18 protein-coding genes and 1 tRNA gene are annotated in these 22,897 nt (G+C 41.4%); 14 read left to right on the top strand and 5 right to left on the bottom strand.

The window, feature by feature from the left end; all coding sequences use genetic code 11:
* Nucleotides 1-7: 7 nt before the first annotated feature.
* A complete protein-coding gene (locus BMX50_RS00980; protein ID WP_143065057.1) occupies nucleotides 8-616 on the bottom strand; it encodes a hypothetical protein in 609 nt (202 codons plus the stop codon).
* Complete coding sequence (locus tag BMX50_RS00985) at nucleotides 613-1,083, bottom strand: (2Fe-2S)-binding protein (RefSeq protein WP_091206380.1); 471 nt, start codon at nucleotides 1,081-1,083, stop codon at nucleotides 613-615. Before BMX50_RS00985 ends, BMX50_RS00980 begins: the two co-directional genes overlap by 4 nt.
* Before the next feature lie 274 nt (nucleotides 1,084-1,357).
* Here BMX50_RS00985 and BMX50_RS00990 point away from each other — a divergent pair, with 274 nt between their 5' ends.
* From BMX50_RS00990 to BMX50_RS01035, 10 genes are all read left to right on the top strand, one after another.
* Nucleotides 1,358-2,158, top strand: coding sequence for a sterol desaturase family protein (locus tag BMX50_RS00990; RefSeq protein ID WP_091206383.1), 801 nt, complete (start codon nucleotides 1,358-1,360; stop codon nucleotides 2,156-2,158).
* 233 nt (nucleotides 2,159-2,391) lie between these two features.
* A complete protein-coding gene (locus BMX50_RS00995; RefSeq protein ID WP_091206385.1) occupies nucleotides 2,392-2,979 on the top strand; it encodes an RNA polymerase sigma factor in 588 nt (195 codons plus the stop codon).
* A 121-nt stretch (nucleotides 2,980-3,100) separates the two neighbouring features.
* A complete protein-coding gene (locus BMX50_RS01000; RefSeq protein ID WP_091206388.1) occupies nucleotides 3,101-4,219 on the top strand; it encodes a FecR family protein in 1,119 nt (372 codons plus the stop codon).
* A 196-nt stretch (nucleotides 4,220-4,415) separates the two neighbouring features.
* Nucleotides 4,416-7,787, top strand: a complete 3,372-nt coding sequence (locus BMX50_RS01005) for a SusC/RagA family TonB-linked outer membrane protein (protein ID WP_167667780.1) — start codon at nucleotides 4,416-4,418, stop codon at nucleotides 7,785-7,787.
* Between the two features lie 11 nt (nucleotides 7,788-7,798).
* The gene (locus BMX50_RS01010) at nucleotides 7,799-9,313 is read left to right on the top strand and encodes a RagB/SusD family nutrient uptake outer membrane protein (protein ID WP_091206393.1); all 1,515 of its coding nucleotides are present in this window, start codon (nucleotides 7,799-7,801) and stop codon (nucleotides 9,311-9,313) included.
* A 119-nt stretch (nucleotides 9,314-9,432) separates the two neighbouring features.
* Nucleotides 9,433-10,005 (top strand): hypothetical protein, encoded by a 573-nt coding sequence (locus BMX50_RS01015; protein WP_091206396.1) that lies wholly within the window; start codon nucleotides 9,433-9,435, stop codon nucleotides 10,003-10,005.
* 36 nt (nucleotides 10,006-10,041) lie between these two features.
* On the top strand, nucleotides 10,042-12,540 hold the full coding sequence (locus tag BMX50_RS01020) for a zinc-dependent metalloprotease (protein WP_091206399.1): 2,499 nt from the start codon (nucleotides 10,042-10,044) through the stop codon (nucleotides 12,538-12,540).
* 17 nt (nucleotides 12,541-12,557) lie between these two features.
* Entirely contained in the window at nucleotides 12,558-13,286 is a 729-nt protein-coding gene (locus BMX50_RS01025) for a DUF4397 domain-containing protein (protein WP_143065058.1), read from the top strand.
* A 166-nt stretch (nucleotides 13,287-13,452) separates the two neighbouring features.
* The gene (locus tag BMX50_RS01030; RefSeq protein WP_091206403.1) at nucleotides 13,453-13,881 is read left to right on the top strand and encodes a DUF2147 domain-containing protein; all 429 of its coding nucleotides are present in this window, start codon (nucleotides 13,453-13,455) and stop codon (nucleotides 13,879-13,881) included.
* Nucleotides 13,882-13,889: 8 nt separating this feature from the next.
* Nucleotides 13,890-14,477 (top strand): Crp/Fnr family transcriptional regulator, encoded by a 588-nt coding sequence (locus tag BMX50_RS01035; RefSeq protein ID WP_091206406.1) that lies wholly within the window; start codon nucleotides 13,890-13,892, stop codon nucleotides 14,475-14,477.
* A 274-nt stretch (nucleotides 14,478-14,751) separates the two neighbouring features.
* Here the strand turns inward: BMX50_RS01035 and BMX50_RS01040 are convergent.
* Together BMX50_RS01040 and BMX50_RS01045 are read right to left on the bottom strand one after the other, a co-directional pair.
* Nucleotides 14,752-14,838, bottom strand: a tRNA-Ser gene (locus BMX50_RS01040).
* A 173-nt stretch (nucleotides 14,839-15,011) separates the two neighbouring features.
* The gene (locus BMX50_RS01045; protein ID WP_091206409.1) at nucleotides 15,012-15,347 is read right to left on the bottom strand and encodes an ArsR/SmtB family transcription factor; all 336 of its coding nucleotides are present in this window, start codon (nucleotides 15,345-15,347) and stop codon (nucleotides 15,012-15,014) included.
* A gap of 660 nt (nucleotides 15,348-16,007) precedes the next feature.
* On the opposite strand from BMX50_RS01045, the gene BMX50_RS01050 reads away from it, so the two are divergent.
* Complete coding sequence (locus BMX50_RS01050) at nucleotides 16,008-17,201, top strand: hypothetical protein (protein WP_244280799.1); 1,194 nt, start codon at nucleotides 16,008-16,010, stop codon at nucleotides 17,199-17,201.
* 20 nt (nucleotides 17,202-17,221) lie between these two features.
* Here BMX50_RS01050 and BMX50_RS01055 read toward each other — a convergent pair whose 3' ends face one another.
* Nucleotides 17,222-17,551: an ArsR/SmtB family transcription factor gene (locus BMX50_RS01055; protein WP_091206412.1), complete on the bottom strand. Its 330-nt coding sequence runs from the start codon at nucleotides 17,549-17,551 to the stop codon at nucleotides 17,222-17,224.
* Between the two features lie 200 nt (nucleotides 17,552-17,751).
* Here BMX50_RS01055 and BMX50_RS01060 point away from each other — a divergent pair, with 200 nt between their 5' ends.
* The 3 genes from BMX50_RS01060 to BMX50_RS01070 all read left to right on the top strand — a co-directional run bounded on the left by BMX50_RS01060 (nucleotide 17,752) and on the right by BMX50_RS01070 (nucleotide 22,824).
* Complete coding sequence (locus BMX50_RS01060; RefSeq protein WP_091206414.1) at nucleotides 17,752-20,541, top strand: TonB-dependent receptor; 2,790 nt, start codon at nucleotides 17,752-17,754, stop codon at nucleotides 20,539-20,541.
* Nucleotides 20,542-20,594: 53 nt separating this feature from the next.
* Nucleotides 20,595-22,037, top strand: coding sequence for a hypothetical protein (locus BMX50_RS01065; RefSeq protein ID WP_091206417.1), 1,443 nt, complete (start codon nucleotides 20,595-20,597; stop codon nucleotides 22,035-22,037).
* Between the two features lie 94 nt (nucleotides 22,038-22,131).
* Nucleotides 22,132-22,824 (top strand): helix-turn-helix domain-containing protein, encoded by a 693-nt coding sequence (locus BMX50_RS01070; protein WP_091206420.1) that lies wholly within the window; start codon nucleotides 22,132-22,134, stop codon nucleotides 22,822-22,824.
* Nucleotides 22,825-22,897: the final 73 nt, after the last annotated feature.

Here is a 22,897-nt window from a genome sequence, read left to right on the forward strand (position 1 = left end):
AAATCATTCATTTTGCCTTTGCCGAAGGTGCGTATGCGCCTTTAGCTATCCACAAACGTACCTGTGCTACAAAGGCTGTCCGGCTCATAGGTGGCAATGTCCTGCCATCGCCCGGATGCCATGCCCAGCCTACCAGGTCATCTTTGGCCATATGATCAATCAGTTGTTGTTTGGTGCGCCCGCCGTTTTGTTTAGGATCAAGGAGCTGCAAGGCCAGCTGGCGTGGGGTGCGTCCCTGAAAAACCATTCGCATATTAGCAGGGGGCAAACCCCATTTTGGATTTCCAGGTGGCATATGCAAGCCTGTCGCATTTTCTGCCTGATGACAGTTACTGCAGCGAACAGCATAAACGCCGTGACCGTCGGCACCCCGCTTAACATTCATCGTATGTAAATGATTATCATCGCCCTGTAGTGGCACATCGCCTGCGGGATGGCAATTCATACATCGCGCGCTCATCAATACTTTGTATACCGACATAAATGCTTTGGCTGAGCCAACACTGTCTTTTGCTAATCGGAGAGGATTGTCAACTTTTACAGGTTCCGTTCTGAAGGATAGTAGTAGTGTGCCCCCAACAATAAGTATGGTGCTTATGATTAGCAGCTTCTTCATAATTTGGCTCCTTCCGTTTGCATGGCTGCAACTTTGTGAATAGCAGCCCGGATGCGCTGATATGTACCACAGCGACAGATATTACCTGACATAGCGTCGTCAATATCCTGATCGGTAGGGTTTGGGTTTTCACGTAATAACACCGCTGCCGACATCAGTTGACCGGATTGACAGTAGCCGCACTGAGGAACGTTCATTTCATTCCATGCTAATTGAAGCGGATGATTGTTATGGAGAGAAAGTCCTTCAATTGTTACTATTTTTTGCCCGGCGGCACGGCTTAGCTTTGTAACACATGATCGTACTGCCTCGCCATTCAAATGCACCGTACATGCCCCGCATTGCGCTGCGCCGCACCCAAATTTTGTACCTGTAAGTCCCAGGATATCCCGAATAACCCAAAGTAGTGGCATGTTAGGGTCGGCATCAATATCATGACGCTGCCCGTTTACCGTAATGTTGATCATAAACCAGTGATTAGTTAAATAAATTTAGGAAAAAATCGGAGATTAAAATCAATAGTATTGTACTTTTCCGGGTAAGGAGAACTTATCTGGCAGCCGCCTTAGTGTTTGCGATGTAGCTTAAAAACTAATTGGGCGTTTTATCAAACTCTTCATTGGTCAATTTGCTTTTAGTTTCGGTCCGGAAAATAATTTCTTATGCTCATGATCTTAATTAACTTTTGTTAATTTTTCGGGGTACCCTCTGCTCGTAGTTTTGTGTTCATAATCTTATACGATGTCACAAGCTGCCAAAATTTTCATGACCATCTTTAGTATCTCAATTGTCCGTTATTTCCTGGTTGCGGGGATTCCGTTTTTCCTTTTTTACAGGTTACTGGAAATTCGGTTTCTTTCGTCGAAAATACAACGCAGTAAGGCGGCAAGAAAGGATTTTTTTCGTGAGATCATTCATTCGTTACAAACTACTATTGTTTTTACTTTAATCGGCTATATCATTCTTTATACCCCAGTAATAAAAATAACGCAGGTATATGCCAATGTAAACTATTACCCCATTTGGTGGATACCGGTTAGTCTCGTTCTGTGCCTGATAGTACATGATACCTATTTTTATTGGATGCACAGGGTACTTCATCATCCAAAAATTTTTCGATATACACATTTGCTGCACCATCGTTCAACAAATCCTTCTCCCTGGGCTTCTTATTCTTTTAGCATTGCAGAGGCTTTCGCCGAAGGTTTGGTGTTATTTATTATCACCATAATTATGCCGCTTCATACTATCACGCTTACTTTGTTTGTAGTGGTAGGGTTTATGATCAATGTCTACGGTCATCTTGGTTATGAAATTGTACCTCAAGGGTTCAGAAATACGCTGCTTTTTAAAATTACAAACACCTCGGTATTTCACAATTTACACCATCGGAAGTTTAAAGGAAATTACGGGCTGTATTTTAGGTTCTGGGACCACATGATGGGCACTGAACATGTTGATTATGTTAAAGAATTTGACAAGATTCAGCAAAGTAGGTTTTACGAAAATGAGGCTAATAAAAATATTGGTAACACGGTATAAAATAATATGTGGCCAATTAGCCAATAACCAGAATTTAGAAATAGCCATCAATATTTAATTGATGCTGAATTGCCCGGTCTGCGAACGTATGTCCGGGTTTGCTTTTTTATGTAATGCGTTTTTTGTAAGTGAGTAAACATGTACCTTATAGGTTTACTTAGGAACTGGATTTCAGTAAGAGGCGTGTATTTAATTTTTGTTAAAAATATGTTATATTCGGTTCCTTAATAATTATGAAACTGTTTGGTAAATTAAGTGACGCAGAATTGGTCGTGTTGTTATATAACGGTAACGAGGCTGCATACACCGAAATTTACAATCGCTATTGGGCTTTGCTATATAGTCATTCGCGCCGTATGCTTCGTGATAATGAAGAGGCTATGGATGTGGTGCAGGATGTTTTTGCTGCTTTCTGGACCAAGCCCCCTGAGCTCAATAATAGCGGGGCGCTTAAAGCATATTTGTTTACTGCTGTGCGTAATGCAACTATTAAACTTATTAATAAAAGCAAACACAAAGATAATTATCTGACATCCCTTGCCACTTTTATGCAAGAGGGAGAATGCGCAACAGATAATCTGGTTTCTTATAACGAATTTGTTCGTCAAATAGAGAAAGAAATAGCTGGTTTACCGCCAAAGATGCGGCGGATTTTTGAAATGAGCAGAAGTCTTGGTCTTTCGCACAAGCAAATTGCTAATGAATTGAATATTTCTGACCAGTCAGTAAAAAAAACCATAAACAGGGCTTTGAAATTGCTAAAAACTCAGTTTTCGCTAATTTTTATCTATGTGTTACTGAAGATTTGTCGTCTATTTTAGGTTTGATGGCGATTAATCTCAAATAAAAAATAAAAAAAAATAACTTTTTTTTATTTTTTAATGTCCACCAGCGACCACTTCGATGGTCTTATCTATAAACCGGCTAACAATGCCGTGAGTAATGGATAAGGAAAAAGCACAAGCATTATTAAATAAATACATTGCAGGAAACTGTACGCCCGAAGAGCGTTTACTGGTTGAGAGCTGGTATAACCAACTTAGTGAGGAAGCGGAGCCCTTTACCGATAAACCGGAATGGGATTATGCGGGCAAACAAATTTACAGGCGTTTGGGTTTCACCCGTAAACTTCGTTTCGGACGTTCCTGGTTATACTATTCAGCGGCAGCTATACTTCTGTTGGCATTATCTTTCGGTGCCTACTTTTATATCGAAAAAAGAACTTCCGCCGTTCAATACGCCAACGATATAGCACCGGGTAAAAGCCGGGCCACACTGACCCTGGCCAACGGCGAGAAAATCAATCTGGATAACTTAAAGAGCGGCGAGCTTATTCGCGAATCGCATACCAGGATCACCAAGACATCTGGCGGGCAACTTGTATACACCGCCCTGGCCGATGAAGGCGATAGTAATATTAATGCGTTTAACACTATTGAAACACCTAAAGGAGGGCAATACCAAATTAATTTACCCGATGGGACAAGAGTTTGGCTTAATGCAGCTTCTTCTTTAAAGTATCCTGTTGTATTCAGCTCAACCCAACGTAAAGTACAGTTGAAGGGTGAGGCCTATTTTGAGGTTACCCATAACCAGCGAAAGCCTTTTATTGTTGCCACTGACTTGCAGCAGGTAGAGGTTTTAGGTACGCATTTTAATATAAATGCTTATAACGATGAAGCTGCCATTAATACCACGCTTTTAGAAGGTAGGGTTAAAGTATCAGCTAAGGATTTAAATGCAGTACTTAATCCGGGACAGCAATCAATTTTAACTACCAAAACACATCAGCTTAAGGTGCAGGCTGCTGATCTGGAAAGTAATATGGCCTGGAAAAACGGCGACTTTGTATTTAAAAACCAGGATCTGGAGAGTATTATGCGAGAGGTAGCCCGATGGTACAATGTTGAGGTTGTTTATGCCCCAAATGCACCCCGGGATATGGTATTCGGCGGCTGGGTGTCCCGTGCTAAAAATATCTCGGCAGTATTGAAGATCATGGAATTAACTGGTAAGGTTCATTTTAAAGTTTCAGGAAGGAGGATCACTGTTATGGAGTAAAATTTACTTAGCCATAATGGAGATGATTTAAAGCAAACCAGAGGTGCTCGAACACCCCTGGCTATGTCTGGATTCCCCATTGATTCATTTTTTAGGAAACAAACAAAGTTTAAAACCCAAACTATTCAAATGTATGAAATTTTACACGGGAAATTCGTGTAGGCCGCCCGGCTACATGTCAAAATTTCTTTTAGTCATGAAACTTACCATTATTTTAATAATTACGGCAATTATGCAGGTAAGCGCCAGTAGTTATGCCCAGCAAATCACCATCACCGAAAAAAAAGCGTCTTTAGAAAAGGTGCTGAAGGAGATAAGGACGCAAAGCGGGTACGACTTTTTGTTTGATGCAAAACTTATTCAAAATGCCAAACCTGTTGACATACAAATTAAAGACGCCGGAATTGAGGAGGCTTTAAAAAGTTGTTTAAAGGGGCAGGCTTTATCTTATACTATAGATGAGCATACGGTGGTGATCAGGGAAGCCGAAAAAACTTTACTGGATAAGGTTGTTGACATGGTTGCCGATATCAAAGACAAAGCCGGTAAATTGGTTCAGCCATCGATAGTTGTTGGTAAAGTTAGCGGCAGCTATGGAGTGCCCCTTAGTGGTGCAACGGTTATGGTTAAACGCACTAAGCTGGGCACTAATACAGATATTAAAGGTAACTACATCCTTAAAACTGCCGAAACTACTGATACGCTCGTTATTAGCTTTATAGGCTATAAAACTACAACGGTACCTATAAATAAAAGAGTTATTGTTGATGTCAATTTACAGGAAGCTACCAGCGGGCTGGACGAGGTGGTTGTACAGGCCTACGGTCGTACTACACAGCGATTAACCACAGGTAATATCAACAGGATAACCGCAGCTGATATCGCAAAACAGCCGGTAACAGATCCATTACTGGCCTTAGAAGGACGGGCACCCGGGGTAGAGATAACACAGCAAACCGGTTATGACGGGGGACCCGTAAAGGTAGTGATCAGGGGGCGGCAGTCTATCAACACTAACATTAATTCCGATCCGCTGTACATTATTGACGGTGTGCCTCAAACAGTACTTGACCTGCGGCCATTTGATTATAAAAATAATAATCGCCAGCGCGGCCAATATTCTGTAGGTTTGGGCGACCCAACGGTGGGTTATTCAACGGGCAGCAGTCCGCTGGCTGCTTACAATCCCTCAGATATTGAATCGGTTGAGATATTGAAGGATGCTGATGCTACAGCCATTTACGGTAGCCGTGGCGCCAATGGCGTTATCCTGATCACCACTAAAAAGGGATCACCTTCAAATGGCGAGTTTACAATTGATCTGGCTCAGGGCGTTCGCTATACGGTAGGTGAATGGCAACAGCTTAATACGCCACAGTACATCGCAATGCGCAAAGAAGCTTTCAGGAATGACGGCATAATACCAACTGCGCAAAATGCCCCAGACATTTTCCTGTTAGATAATAACCGGTTTACCGATTGGCAAAAATATGCTTACGGAAATACCGGGAACTGGACCAATTTACAGGCGTCATTGTCGGGCGGAACAGCTCAGACAACCTATCGCCTGGCTGGTGGTTACAGGGCAAGTTCAGATATCAGTACGGCAAAGGGAAAAAACCCTCAGGGATCTTTTTCCACTAACCTGACAACGCATAGCGCAAATCAGCGTTTCACGTTGTCGTTTACTACTAACTACACTTTTTTGGTCAACAACCAGATCAATATAGCTCCCGTGGCAACTCTGGCACCAAATGCGCCATCGGTATATGATGCGCAGGGGAGCCTGAATTTCGCAGAATATGATAAAGTCAGGATCGTTTTTCCTTTTTCAGGATTGTTGCAACCGTACGAAGGTAAAACCAATACCCTCAACAGCAGCCTGAATTTAAATTATACAGTATTCAAAGGCTTGGTGGCCAAAGTTAACCTTGGATATAATAACGCACAAAAACAACAAAGCCAGTACCAGCCTCTCGCCGCACAGGACCCGCTGCCGGGATCGCCTCAAAAAGGAAGCGCCAAGGTTGAAAATGCCCGGACAAACAATATTATTATTGAACCCCAGCTTGAATACAACGCAGTAATTGGGAAGGGGTCAATAAATTTACTGACAGGTGGCAGCTATCAGCTTAACAATACCAGCTCATTGCAAACAATAGGTACCGGATATACAACTGATGACCTTTTATATTCAATGGCTGCCGCACCTGTAGTGCAGGCCACCGACACAAAAGGGCAATATAAATATGCCGGGGTGTTTGCCAGGATAAATTATAACTGGGAAAATAAATACATTCTTAATTTGAACGGTCGACGGGATGGCAGCAGCCGTTTTGGTGAAAATAACCGGTTTGGTAATTTTGGATCTGTAGGTGCAGCGTATATTGTTACAGAAGAAAAGTGGGTAAGAGATTTCCTGCCCAAAGTTTTCAGTACAATTAAACTTCGCGGCAGCTACGGCACTACAGGTAGTGATGGAGTAGGTGATTATCAATATCTTACGCAATGGGCCCCCGTTTCGGCTGGTCAGTCAGCGACTTCTACTAACCCCAAGTACAACGGTGTTATCCCCCTGGTATCCATACAGCACGCTAATACTGATTTTCACTGGCAGGTTAACAAAAAACTGGAGGGGGCACTTGATCTAAGCTTTTTGGATGAACGCATTTCTGTAGAGGTTGCCTACTACCGGGATCGCTGTAATAATCAACTTATACAATTCCCAACCGCCGATCTTACCGGTTTTTCTACGGTAACGGCCAATAGTCCTGCTAATGTTCAAAATGATGGCTGGGAATTTCAGGCTAATGCACAGATCATCAACGGAAAAAGCTTCCGCTGGAGTGCAAGCTTTAACATTGGTATTAATAAGAATAAGCTCTTGTCTTACCCAAATTTTCAGCTGTCGCCTTATTATACGCTCATGAAGATAGGCCGGCCATTGGGTGAGCAATATCTATATAAGTTTACCGGGGTAGATCCACTCACCGGGCAGTATACCTACCTGGATGCCAATCATAATGGTCTTGTCAGTGCTGAGGCAGGCGTTCCCCCCGGAACCGGGATGGATGACCGGGTTGCGCTTATCAATACAACTCCTCAATATTCGGGGGGGATGGGACAGCGGTTCAGCTTCAAAAATTTATCCCTGAGTTTGTTTTTTAATTACAGAAAGCAGCTGGCAAGAAACGAGCTGGCCAGTACCGCATTTGGCGCGCTTGGCAACGTTTCGTTATATAAATATAATAACAGGTGGCAAAACCCGGGCGATATTGCCACCATAGCAAGGCTAACCACCACTGCAAAAGCCTCCGACATTAATTATGGCTCCTCGGATGCGGCCTATACCGACGGCAGTTTTATCCGCCTTCAAAATATAGCTCTTTCATATACTTTGCCCGTAAAAATTATCCGAAAAATAGGTTTGAAGGCATTGTCAATAAATGCAAGCGCTCAAAACATCTTCGTTATCACAAACTATAAGGGCCTGGACCCGGAGGTTAATAATTTCGGAGCATTGCCGCCAACCAGAACCATCACCTGGGGACTATCAGCCTCATTTTAATTGAAAAAATCATGAAGTCAACCCGTTATTATTTAAGAACAATATACATGCTAAGTATCATCATGGTGGTGATGTGCGGCTGTAAGAAACTTGTGGAGATCGATAAGCCAACCAATACTATTTCAACGGCCAGTGCATTCGGTACAGATAGTAAGCTCAATTCTGTGATGGCCGGTCTGTATAATCAAATGATCAATACAGGATTGGCATTCAGTAATGGTGCAACAACACTTTACGGCGGGCTAACCGCCGACGAGTTTGTGGATTATGGAGGGCCACTGAATACGCTTACTTATCCATTACTTACCAGTAATATTAATGCCAACGCAGATTTTGCCGCAGACGTCATCTGGTCTTCGGCCTATAAAACAATCTATAATTCAAATGCCATTATCGAAAATCTAACCTCTTCTGTATCAGATAAAATCACGGATAGCTTAAGAGCAAGCTGCACAGGGGAGGCGAAATTTACCAGGGCATTTAGTTATTTCTACCTTACCAATTTTTATGGTGATGTGCCGTTGGTGCTTACTACTGATTTTAATAAGACAGCTACATTACCCCGAGCTCCGCAAGCCCAGGTTTATGACCAAATGGTTCAGGATTTAAAGGACGCGCAGGCATTGTTGCCTGATAATTTTTCGGCTGGTCTTGGCGAACGGATCAGGCCCAACAAAGGAGCCGCCACGGCTTTGCTGGCAAGGGTTTACCTCTATCAAAAGGATTGGAAAAATGCCGAGGCACAAGCATCTGCCGTTATCGGCAATAGTCACTATAGCCTCCTTGCCGATCTGAATAAGGTATTCCTGATCAATAGCACTGAAGCCATTTGGCAATTGAAGCAGGATGTATCATTAACTCCTGTAGGAAGTGGTACTTATGACGATATTAATTTTAATACCAGGATTGAGTGGGAATCGTTAGGGCCGGATGACCAGGCTGCTTTTTTGGATCCTTCTGTTTATCCGTCTGTTTCCTATTTTCTGACACCACAAAACTATCTCACGGATGAATTATCAAATGCTTTTGAACCGGGAGATCTGCGCCATACTGCCTGGGTAAGGAGTACACCAAGCCCCAATATCGATCCTTATTTTGGGGTTACCTACAATTACCCTTTTAAGTATATTAACCGGACAGCTACAAATAACCAGCCTGCTTTGCAATACAACGTAATGCTCCGGCTTGCCGAGCAATACCTCATCAGGGCAGAAGCCCGGGCAGAGTTGGGCGATGCAGGAGGGAGCGCAGCAGACATAAACCGGATCAGGAACCGGGCAGGTTTACCTAATACCACCGCATCCGGTCAAACAGATCTGTTAGCAGCTATTGCCCGGGAGCGTCGCGTTGAACTTTTTGCCGAATGGGCGCACCGCTTGTTTGACCTGAAGCGTACGGGGAAAGCCAGCGAGGTACTGGGTGCTATAGCAATTAAACAACCCTGGAAACCAGGACAATTATTATATCCCGTTCCGGTTTCAGAAATTATCAGAGATCCACGATTGATTCAAAATCCGGGCTATTAGGAATTAAAAAGGCATAGTAAAAAGTATGTGAACGTACCAATTATTTGATACGGTTAGGCGGTCTGTGCCCAATAATCAGGTGAAATAACAACATAGTAATCAATTAAAAGAATATAAAAATGAACAGAGAAAAATTTTTCGGGCTTGTTAAGGTTGCCGGTATGTTCCTGGCTATTATGGCTGTGGTTAGCTGTGCTCCGGGCGGCGGGTCAACCAGCCGAAAGAAAATGCCCGGATTTAGCAGCGTTTCCGGCTTTGAAGGCCCAATGCCATTTGAAGGGCGAAACGCAAGCAGCAAATTAAGTTCCGGCGATTTTGCATTTACAACCAACAACGTGGATATGATGCTTGACGGTAACCTCCATGAGTTTGTTTTAGTAGCACTACCAAACGCCGCAAATGATTCTTTGGCGATTAGTTTGGTCAATAGTTTTAAACCAATGGCTTTGCCTTTACTTACCAGCTGGGCTGCTCGGCAAAAGCAGGGAGTTGTCATTGACCTCAGTAGTCACACCCAGGCTGCCCACCGTACGGATTATACGTTGGAAAAGCCGGGAGACTTTTTAATCCCCGTTGTGGTTATCTGGGATGCGGCATCAGTGGCAAGAGTTGGTGCCCTTAAATCAATGGTTGCCGGTGTGCCGTCGGTATCATTAAGCTGTACATCAGGTATGGATCCTGTTAAAAATTAACAAACTATTTCCTGATCAAAAAAAATCTAAACAAAGATGAAAACAACTCGATTTTTTATTAAGATATTTCTGCTATTCGTCTGTCTTATAGCTGTTCAAACGACTGCTCATGGCCAGCAAAAACCGATAGCCACTTCGTGGGATGATGTAGCGAAGGCTGCCGCTAAAGATACCACTAAACCGCCGCCTGCCCGGAAAAAAATAAAAAGCTATCAATCAGTAATCAATAAATCATTCAAAAGCCAATTCGGATTATTCGCAGTTCATAAAGCAAAGGATACCGTATATTTTGAGATCCCGGACTCTATCCTGCACCGTGACATTATGCTTATCAATCGGCTGAATAAGGTATCCGGGGGGTATGACATGTACGCCGGTGAAGAACTTGATGAACGAACCATTCAATTTGAGAAGGGCGTTGATTCAACCATCCGTATCAGGTATGACCTGGTGATCAGCGAGGCAGACTCTACCAATGATATTTACAAGGCGGTGGTCAACTCCAATGTAAACCCGGTAGCAGCTACATTTCCAATAGTTGCCTATGGAAAGGACTCCAAGAGTTATGTGATCGATGTGTCGAAGTTTTTGAAGGAGAAGAGCATGGTGAATAATATAAATGGTCGTACAGGCTTAGGTGCCCAGGCTAATATAGCGTCCATGAAAGATTTTAATATCGAATCCATTCACGTATATCCTATCAACGTGGAGATCAGTATTAGTAAAAATATGGATCCAAAGGGGCCGCAGTCGGGGCCAAGTAAAAGTGGCGATCCTTTGAGCATGGAATCGCACACCTCTTTTATCGCTTTACCAAAAGTACCCATGCAACGCCGCTATTTTGATCCGCGGGTAGGCTATTTTGCTGATTTCTTTAATACCTATGCCGATGATCAGCAAAAATCCGAAGAGCGGGATTTTATTTTACGCTGGCGATTGGAGCCCCGGGATGAGGATATTGTTAAATGGAAAAAGGGCGAGTTAGTGGAGCCTAAACATCCTATCGTGATCTATATTGATCCTGCAGCACCAAAACAATGGCGCCCGTACCTGATCAGCGGTATCAATGACTGGCAGAAAGCGTTTGAACAGGCCGGGTTTAAAAATGCCATCATCGGCAAAGAGTGGCCTGAAAATGACACCACTATGCATATTGACGATGCACGTTATTCGATGCTTAATTACTTTGCTTCGGACGTGGCCAATGCTTACGGACCTAATATCCATGATCCGCGCAGCGGCGAGATCATCCAGACGCATATTGGTTGGTATCATAATGTGATGTCGATATTACATGACTGGTACCTGATCCAGGCGTCGGCTACAGACCCACAGGCACGGAAAGCTAAATTTGATACCGAACTGATGGGGCAGCTCATCAGGTTTGTATCAAGCCATGAAGTGGGCCATACACTTGGTTTACGCCATAACTTTGGCAGCAGCAGCCAAACCCCTGTTGATAGCTTACGCAGCAAACACTACCTGGACCTGCATGGCCATACTGCCAGTATTATGGATTATGCGCGGTTTAACTATGTTGCCCAGCCGCAAGACCGTATCCCCCAGTATGACCTGTTTCCGCGTATAGGCGAATATGATAAGTGGGCGATAGAGTGGGGTTATAAAAGCAGCGGCGCAACTTCTTTTGAAGAAGACAAGAAATTGCAGCGAAAATTGATAGTAGACCGTACTTCTAAAAACAGAAGGCTATGGTTTGGCGACGGTGAAAGAAAAAGATTTGACCCCCGCAGCCAGATGGAAGACCTTGGTGACGATGCTGCTAAGGCCAGTACTTACGGCATCAAAAACCTTCAGCGTATCCTGCCTAATTTACCAGCCTGGACTTATGAAGAGGGTGGTATTAATGAAAATCTCGAGTCGATTTATAAATCGCTTACCGATCAGTATTTCAGGTATATGGGCCATGTACTTAAAAACGTTGGCGGCGTAAACTACACCATCAAAAGTGAGGAGCAGTCGGGGCCGCTTTATGTACCTGTTTCTAAGGCAATGCAGCGGGAAGCCATGCAATTTTTTAATAAGCAGTTATTTGATACACCTTATTGGCTGATCAATAAAAAGGTAGTAAATAGGATAAATTTGCCCGAATCGCCAAACTTTGTTGAGGATGTACAGGTACGTGTGTTGAACAGTTTGATGGATATTGGCAGGATCAATAAGCTCATAGCCAATATGAAGCAATTTGGAAACAATGCGTACAATGTGAACGAATATATCACTACCCTGCACCAGGGAATATGGCGCGAATTGAAGAATAACAGAGAAGTGAAGGTAGATAGCTACCGGAGAAATCTGCAGAAATCGTATTGGGGCGCTATGCTGGAGATCCTGTCTGCAAATGACGCGGCCAGTTCGGAAACCGATGCGTCATCACTGTTAAAGGCAGACGTACTGTTACTGCAAAGCCAGATCAGGCAGGCTATCCCGCGTGTACAGGATCCGCTTACGTTGTACCATTTGAAAGATCTGCAAAATCGTATAAAACACGCATTGGAAGACAAAAGATCCCTGTAATTTAAAACCGCATCAATATGAAGTTCCGATTAATTTATGTGATCACATGGATAGCTAGCTGTAGCAGCATGCTATCCTGTAAAAAAAACAGCTTACCCGCAATATCATCTTCGTCATTAACTATTGTTAATGCCCTTTCGGGAGGGTACGGACTGATACCTAATTTTGACAGCGAGAAAACGCTGATCTATTATAAGAATGCTGCCGTTATAACAAACAACGGGTTCCTTGAATTTTCGGGCCATTTGGGCAATATTCCTTTGTCGCTTGCACCGCAAACGGATACCCTGCATACGCTTTATAAGAACAACATCCTGATGGAGGCGAACAGTATCCATACGCTATTTGTTACAGGCACTATCGATAATACCGATTCCTATTTTACTACGGATAAGGTGCCCGCTTTTGCAGCTGCAGATAGCTTGATCGGCGTGCGTTTTGTAAATATCTCCATGGGGAGTAAGCCGGTGAGTATTAATATAAAAGGCCAAAGTAATGCTTTGGTAAATGGCCTGGCTTATAAATCGGCCAGTGATTTTTTACCTTACGCAGCTAAGAAAACAGTGCCTGCAACGGTTAGTTATGTTTTTGAGATAAGGGACGCAAGCACAGCCGCCCTTATAACTACTTATACACTAAGTTCTCTTGGTACTAAAATATCTAAAAGTGTTACCATAGCCCTTAAAGGTATTCCCGGAGGAACAGGAGTTAATGCTCAGATGGCATTGCTGGTTAATAATTACTAAACAGGTAACATTAGTTAGGTGTTTGGTGAGTGCATCTGGTGGTTTGATGAATAACTTGATAGTTCTCCACGCCTAAAGAATCACTCAAATAAAAATCTTCAGTTATAGTTCAGTTTTAGTTAATAAGGTGTGGGTAGTTAATTCTGCCCACGCTATTTTAAATATTATGAAAAAGTTTTTTTTGTTAGCGCTGCTTACTTTAATAAATTGCCAAATAAAAGCGCAGCATTGCAACGCAATAGTTGGGAAATGGCTGAACAAGCGAGGAGAGGGGCAGGTTGAAATTTATCAGTATGGTAATAAATATTTAGGTAAACTGGTATGGTTAAAACATCCAAATGATGCGCATGGTAAGCCGCTGACAGATCAGCGCAATATCAGGCCGGCATTGCGCGGCAGGCCACTTTTGGGTACTTTAATAATGAGGGATTTGACATGCGACGGAATCTCCTACACAGGCGGCTCTATATATGATCCCCGGCGTGGTAAAACATTTGGCTGCGAATTAACTATGAAAGGCAATACATTGAAAGTTGAAGCGATGATGGGCATGTTTCCTGTGGGAAGTGAAACATGGACAAGAGTTAAAGACTAATATTTAAAATGCTGAGCTTCGACGACATTGAATTTTATCTCCGGGTTTTCAAGGAACTTAGCTATAGCGATATCCTTGAGCTTTCGCAACTTTCAGAAAGCCGGTTGCTTAAAGCCGGTGAAGTTTACATTGCCGAAGGCTCATCTACACACAAACTGGCATACATTAAAAAGGGGGTAATCCGCTCTTATTTTCTTAAAGAGAATGGCGACGAGGTTACCTTCATGATTAGGTGGGAAAATCAGTTTATAGCATCTATTGATAATATAATTCATCAAAAAGCTTCCAGGTTTACCTATCAGGCACTTGAGGATACCACTCTGCTTGAGGTGGACTATAAAAAAGCACAGCTTGTTGTAGATGATAACCCAAGGCTGTCTAATTTGCGCAGCACTTTATTACTGCATATGCTGTCGCAGGCTATGGATAGATTGGAGGCTTTCGTGATCTTGTCACCCGAGGAGCGTTATATAAAATTAGTTCAAGAGAAACCTGATATCGTAAACCGGGTTGCAGATAAATATTTGGCAACACTACTTGGTATTACTCCTGTATCGCTGAGCCGTATTCGCAAACGGATAGCCATCGCACGTTAGCGACCTCTACGTAATAAATAATTTTATTGCCAGCAAGGATTTTAATTAAAGGCGGAACAATATTGAACCATGCCAACGGTGTCGAGAGCGAGTAAAATAGGGTGAAGTACTAATTGTTTTTCATGATTGAGCGGCAAGAAACTGTTCAGGAATGGAAGGTTCTTGTATTTGATTACCCGAGATCGTCCCGTTTTCTCTTATAAAGCCCAGGAATGAACGATAAAAGTTTGCTTGTTTATAACAAAAGGGATAACTTTTCAGTTATCCCTTTCAGCGGAGAGTTAGGGATTCGAACCCCAGGAACCTTTCACAGTTCAACAGTTTTCAAGACTGCCGCAATCGACCACTCTGCCAACTCTCCGGCGACAAAAGTACAAATCCGAAGCGAATTGGCAAATCCCATTTGGTACTTTAAGCTTACATTAAGTAAATGTTATAATTCAGGGCCTGTTTATCAGGTTATTATAATTGTAATTTTTTTTTCGATCAGCCATTTTTCTTGCAAAAAACGGCTAAAATGGCCGTTAAACGCCTTTAATAACTTTGTACGTCATGTTCTGCAGGCCTCATGCTTTCGAATAACATAGCAAATCCGTTAGCCATTTGTTTAAATAGCTGTTCGTCGAGGCTATATTTAATTGAGCCACGAAGCCCATGCGCCTTTATTATTCCCATTCGTTTTAGTTCGGCAAGATGTTTGGTTGTTGTTTCGTGGTTAAACGGAATTGTATATAAAATTTCTTTAGATATTGAATTATTGTTAGTCATGATAATGCGGACGATAGCAATCCTTACAGGCAAAGCCAGTGCTTTTGCAAAATTGGCCAGTTCGTTATCTCTGTCTGAAAATTTTAAGTTAAAATAAGACATAACTTATCCATACGTTTTTAAATGCATCAGCGATAGCGGCCGCAAAATGCAGGTGATAAAAATTAAGAAAATATTGTAAAAGGTATCAACAGGAGAGGAGCTATAACTCAAATTTTCCAGGTACGGATAATAGAAAAGATATTGGCGGTGTAAAAGATCTTGTGAGCCCTAAATCTATCCTCAATGTCATTTTTCGTTATACATCGGAACGGACAAAGCTCAAAAACACGTATTAATCTAAATTGATTAGTTAAGGGAACTAAATTTTTTCCGAAGACGACACGTGGTCGTGTTAAAAAAAGAACCGGTATGGATTTGCTGTTTGTAGCACTTGAGATAACGGTATTACTTTGTTTGGTGTGATTGTTAGCTATAAAATAGGCTCCGGTTTTAGTATGACCTGCAGCTTTGGGACATCGTGTAACATATAAGCATGAAAAAAAGAAGTACCCAATTGCTATAAATAAACAAAGTATTCTTTTACCTAATGATACTGACCTCATGAACCGGGGATTTCAAAATACAAATTTATTTGCGCAGTGTTACCGCTGTGTTTATTGATGATTAAAATAATATTAATTGAATTGGCTTTTAATTGTTAACTTGTATAAGTTATAAGCCTCGGCCCTTTTTAATTTTTGTGGGTAAATAATCCTTTTGATGAACAATTATGTTAAGCATTTATTAGCTTGTTTGCTGCTTTTTAGCGCAATTAACTTGTATGCTCAAAACAACAGGAGCATTTGCTTTGCCTTTTATGATGGTACATTTAATGCTGATGTAGGTTCCTTGCCGCTTTCAGATACCGCGGTTATACCATCTTTAAAAAACATTGAAAGCTTTTACAATAATGTCAACGAAAGCAATTATAGACCATTAGTTCAGGCATTGCTAAGTTATAAACAGGAGCACGAACTTAATGACTGGCTTTATTACCAGCTTGTGCGCAAAACTGCACAGCACATAAGCCCCAAAGAAAAAAACTACAGCAACTATACCTTATATAAATGGTTTTTGATGGTTAAATCGGGTTATGATGCCCGATTGGCACTGGCTGGGAAAAAGATCATTTTTTATGTTTACAACAACGAGGATATATCGGATATACCTTCATATACAGTTAACGGCAAAAAATATATGTGCCTGAACATCCATGATTATCCCGGCACTGACCTTACAGCAGAGCCTGCTATCCCGGTTGATATCAATGTGCCCGGGGCTGTTAACCAGTTTTCATATAAAGTTACCAGGATGCCTGATTTTACGCCTGCAGATTATATTGAAAAGGACCTGCAGTTTACCTACAGGCACAAGGCCTACTATTTCAAAATTAAGCTTAACCCACTGGTCGATTCTATTTTCAGGAACTATCCGGTGGTTGATTTTGAATCGTATTTCAATATCCCTTTAAGTAAGGAAACTTATGGGTCACTGATCCCGTTGCTTAAACAAAATATAGGCAGGATGGACATTACAAAAGGAGTTGATTATCTGATGCATTTTACCCGGTACGCTTTTCTATATGAGAATGATAATGTAAATTTTGGCAAGGAAAAGCGGTTAAGCCCGGAAGAAACCCTGTTTGCACAGTATAGCGACTGTGATGACCGCGCTGCCTTGTTTTTTTATCTGGTGAAAGAGATCTATAATTTGCCGATGATTGCTGTATTATACCCTACACATATAACTATGGCAGTACAATTTGAAAAACCGGTTGGGAAACCTTTGCTTTATAAAGGAAAAGCTTATTCATTTTGTGAGCCTACACCACAATTGCATGATTTAAAGATAGGACAGGTATCTGCCTCGCTTACACAAATTCCATACAAAGTTGTGTACGAATATAACCCATAAATTATTTGAATAGAGATATGTCAGGCCTGTTGTTCTGCATTGTTAATAGCACTGAGCATATTTTCAAACTCAGCTGTGTACCTGTTCCAGGTGGGCCAGTTTACATCATATAACGATTTTTTGCCATCAATTGCAACGGTGATTAACCGGGCATCCATCAATTCTTTTAAATGATGGGATACAGTTGGCTGCGCCAATGGAAGTATTTCAACTATTTCGCCACAGGTAAAATGTTTGTGCTGCGCCAAAATACGCATAATGGCAATCCTGGCAGGGTGTGACAACGCCTTTGCTACCATTGATATATCCTGATCTGTTGCTGCAAACTCAGCCTTTTTGTGATTAGCCATGTTTAAATGTGTGCTGCAAATATATAATTCATATCAAAACAGTGATCATTTGAAAAGTTCCTCTTCATCTAATCTTCATGATATTAGATAAAATCTAATTATTTAAATTGAATTTAATATTCAAGATATTCGATTTGATAATTTTAACGTAACATGAATTTAATTTGACGAGGATACTTTTGACCCGTCATTAGAAATTTATGAACAGAATCAAAACGCTACTCCTGTTAACCTTATCCTTATTTTTCATTACCTCCGGTGCTTTTGCTCAGGGTAATGGAAAAATAGTTGGTAAAATCATTGATCAAAAAACAAGCGAAACCCTTATCGGTGCTACTGTTGGCATTGAAGGTTCCCAAAGAGGGGCAGCCACTAATGTAGATGGAAGCTATGTATTAACTGATGTAAAACCCGGAAGATATACATTGGTCATCAAGTATATTGGTTATCAAACCAAGTCAATTTCGGATGTTGAGGTAAAAGCCGGGGCTGCTACTTCGCTTGATATCTCTTTAAGTGCGGCAACTTCAACAACACTTAAGGAGGTGGTTGTAAAAGCTACTTACCGACAGGCTTCTGTTGCTGCCTTATATGCAGTTCAAAAAAACAGTGCTTCGATATCTGATGGTATCTCATCAGAGCTTATTAAAAGGTCGCCAGATCGTAGCACAAGCGATGTTTTGAAAAGAGTAAGCGGTACAACCATACAGGACAATAAATTTGTTGTGGTAAGAGGTTTGAGCGATCGTTACAATACGGCCTCGTTAGACGGGTCTCCGTTGCCAAGTACTGAACCTAACCGTAAAGCCTTCTCTTTTGATATAGTGCCTGCAAGTCTGATTGAAAACATCATTATCAGTAAAACTGCCACACCCGACATCCAGGGAGATTTTGCCGGTGGTAACGTGCAGATCATTACTAAAGACATTCCCGATCAGAACTTTGTAAGCGTCGGAGTAGGCGTGGGGTATAATTCACAAAGTACCTTTAAAGATTTTCAAAGTGGTTTCCGTGCTACCAGCGATTACTTCGGCTTTGACGATGGTACGCGTAAACTGGTGAGCAATTTTCCTACAACAAGTCAAATTGTTAATAAGCAGTTAAGCACCACACAAACAATTCAATCAATAAGGAGCCTGAATAACGATTTTAATATTTACAAAAGCACTGCTTTGCCAAGCCAAAATTACCAGTTTACTATAGGTAATGTACAGGAGCTTGGCGCCAATAAAAACAGGTTGGGTACTACGGTAGCCTTAACCTACCGCAACTCGCAGACGATAATACCCGACTTGGTACAACAATTTGATAACTATAATTATAGCAATACACAGTATAAATTTTCGACCAATGTTGGTGCCCTTGCTAATCTGGCATACAGCTTTGGTAAAAATAAGATCACTTTAAAAAATCTTTACAATCGTGTTTTCGATGATCAGTTTACTTACCGTACAGGTTCAAACTCGAGCAACGGAAGTTATGATAACCGTTTTTATGCTAATGACCTGCTCGAAAAATCGTTGTTCAAAACTACACTTGAAGGCGAACACGCCCTTGGCGCTAAAAGCTCAAAGTTAAAATGGAACCTCGGTTACAGCAATATCATTAATGATCAGCCAGATCAGCGTAAAACCAATTACAGGCAAAGTGCTGCCGGCGAACCATTTTATGCCCAGGTTACCAACCTGAGTAAAGAAAATGCCCGTGTTTTCTCTCACTTAAACGAAAATATTTATTCCGGTAAAGTTGATTTTAACTTACCTGTTAATTTATTTAAACAAAGCACACTTAAGCTTGGTGTTAACTCTCAATACCGCGACAGGAAATTTGATGCAAGGTTCATTGGGCTTGTTATCAATACTAACAATCCTGATTACGATATCAATACCATATTACAGCGGCCGATCCAAACTATTTTTGGGCCAAATCTTGTCAATACAGGTCTTTATTCTCTTGATGAAATTTCAAATCCAACAGATAGGTACAATGCCAATAGCTTAACCAACGCAGGCTATGCAATGCTTGATAGTAAGTTCAGCGAAAAGATCAGGGTAGTATACGGTTTAAGGGTTGAGAAATTTAATCTGAAACTTCGTACAGAAGAGGTTGCTGTACAACAGCCCCGCGCAGAATTGGATAATACCGACTTTTTGCCATCGGTAAACTTTACCTATAGCTTGACACAGAAAGCAAATTTCAGAGCCTCATATTACCGGACTGTTGCCCGCCCTGAATTCAGGGAACTTGCACCTTTCGCTTATTATGATTACGAGTTACTGGCAACCCTGCAGGGCGAGCCTGATTTGAAGCGTTCATTGATAGATAATGCCGATTTGAGATATGAATTTTATCCTTCGGCAGGGCAGATCTTATCCTTCTCAGTTTTTTATAAAAAATTCCAAAATGCTATTGAGCCTAAGATCGAAGATCAGAATTCATCAACTACTATCAGTTATTTCAACTCAAAATCGGCATATGTATATGGTTTTGAGATGGAAGCCCGTAAAACACTTGATTTTATAAATGGTGGTTCTTTCTTTAAAACCACTACAGCATACGCTAACCTTTCTATTAATAAATCAAAAGTAACCAATCCTAATGATGGGGTAGTGAGGCTTGAAAAAGACCGTGCCCTGGTGGGCCAATCACCTTATGTGATAAACGCCGGTTTGCAACATACCGAATTTGATAACAAATTATCGGTGAACGTATTGTTCAACAGGCTTGGCAAAAGGATCTTTTATGCCGGCGGCGAAAGGTTTTCAAGCGTTTACGAACAACCGAGAAACGTGCTCGACTGCCAGATTGGCTATAAAGTACTGAAAAGCAAAGGCGAGATAAAGTTAAGCGCTACAGATGTACTCAACCCAAAATACAATTTCATATATGAGCTTGACGGTAAGCCTTATATCCCATCCGGATCGGGCTATATATTCAAAAGCTACCGCACAGGTTCAAGCTATGCACTTTCATTTAACTATACCTTTTAACAACGAATAAGAATAACTTAAAACAACTGATTCAAATCGAAAAAAGCAAAATTATGAAAAAACAAGGATTATTATTAGCGTGTATTGTGGCTCTTTTCACAGCTGCTTGTAGCAAGAAAGAAGCTGTTATTGACACCAATCCGCCAAAAGATACTACAGCAGTAAGTAATGTTGTTACAGTAACCGGCGATATTGCTGCCAACACTACCTGGAAAGCTGACAAAATTTACTTACTGAAAGGGTTTGTTTACGTTACCAATGGTGCTACGCTTACTATTGAGCCCGGAACAATAATTAAAGGTGAAAAATCAAGCAAAGCTACTTTGACAGTAACCCGTGGTGCTAAAATCATGGCCGTAGGTACAGCAGATAAGCCAATTGTATTTACGTCTCAATTTGATGCCGGTGCACGTGCAAACGGCGACTGGGGTGGTATCATCCTTTTGGGTAAAGCTCCCGTTAACCAGGGCGATAATGTTGGTATTGAAGGTGGCCTGGACGCTAAAGGCGATGCTGCTAAATATATCCAATATGGTGGTACAGATGCTAATGACAACTCTGGTACTTTGAAATATGTACGTATAGAGTATGCCGGTATCCCTTTTTCACCTGATAATGAAATTAACGGTTTAACTTTTGGTGGCGTTGGTAAAGGCACCACTGTTGATTATGTTGAGGTTTACCGTTCAGGTGATGATGCTTTTGAGTGGTTTGGTGGTACAGTACAATGTAAACACCTTATTGCTATGGGCAGTTTAGACGACGACTTTGATACCGACTTTGGCTTTGCCGGTAAAATACAGTTTGGTTTAAGCCAACGCTTCAAAACAATCGCCGATATCTCTGGCTCAAACAGCTTTGAAAGTGATAACGATGGTTCAGGTTCAGACAAAACACCGCAAACTTCTGCCATATTCTCTAATATGACATTGTTAGGCCCAATCACTAAAGATGGTGAAACCAACGTTAATGCTAACTATCAGCATGGCGCGCAAATCCGTCGTAACTCAGCTATTAGCATCTTTAATTCAATCTTCTCAGGTTATGTTGAAGGTATCTATATCGACGATACAAAAGAAACTACGCCTAACTCTACTTTAGCTAACTACACTGCCGGTCGTTTGGTGTTCAAAAACAACATTATATTAGGCAGTAACAAAAAGAGCAATGAGGTTAAAGGCGAAAACAAAGCGTCATTTGAAACCAAACTTAGGGCTGATAACGTTTTCGATGCTCTTAAATATGCTGATTTAGTTATCAATGCTCCGTTCAAATTCTCATCTGATTTTGCTAACGCCGGTACGCCCGACTTTACTGTAAAAACCGGTTCTATTGCAGATGCCGGCGCTCTGTTTACCGATGCAAAATTAACCGATGCCTTCTTTGATAAAGTTGATTACAAAGGTGCTTTTGGTTCAACCGACTGGACTGCTGGCTGGGCTAACTTCGATCCTCAAACAATGCCATATACAACACCAGGCGCTGTTAAAAAATAATTAAACTACAGCTTGAAAAAGGTCTTCCGGTAAACTGGGAGGCCTTTTTACATTCATAAACATTATCTTGTTTTTTAGTTCTTACCTCATATCTATGTTGACATTAAAATCAAAATTTACTGAAACCGATAGTGAGCTGGCCCGGTTTGCCCGCATACTTGCACTTCCTGTGAGAGTTTACATCATCAGGATGATTATTGAAAACGGCAACTCCATTAGTAAAAAAGAGATTTGCAATGTGCCATTTGAAATGGAGAACATTCTGAAACATGTAGCCGAACTTAAAACAACGGGGATTATAAAAGTAAGCGGGGCAAAAGCGAATATAAATTACAGCATAGATATCCTCTTATTTAATAAGATGGTATCCCGTTTTTTTTCATTGTTTGATAACCTAAACAGCATTGAGCAGTTGCCGGCGCCAATTTTGAAAGAAACCCAAGCTGTAAACAGCACCGCCAACATGGCAATGGAAACTTTAGGTGATAACCTTAGCTTCGGAGCATTTATAAAAAAACATCGTTTAGCATTAAAAATCTCGCAGGAGAAGTTGAGCCGTGAAATGAATATCGACAGGGCCGAACTAAGCAGGATTGAATGCGGAAAGAAAAACCCCGGTTCTGAAAAGTTAATTTTATTGTCGAAAGCGCTTTATATTGATCTGGACAGCCTTACCAGGGAGTATTACAGCTCAAAGATTGTAAATATGGTTGAAGAAAGCGGTTTTAGTGATGTAATATTAAAAAATGTGTTAACCAGGCTCAACTACTTTTTGCCAGCAGTTTGATGATTTTTAGATAGTTGCACATTACTATGGATTTAATGTAGTTAATTGTAGCACAATTGGTTATCTGTACGTA

It is taken from the genome of Mucilaginibacter gossypiicola (assembly GCF_900110105.1).
Lineage (GTDB): Bacteria > Bacteroidota > Bacteroidia > Sphingobacteriales > Sphingobacteriaceae > Mucilaginibacter > Mucilaginibacter gossypiicola.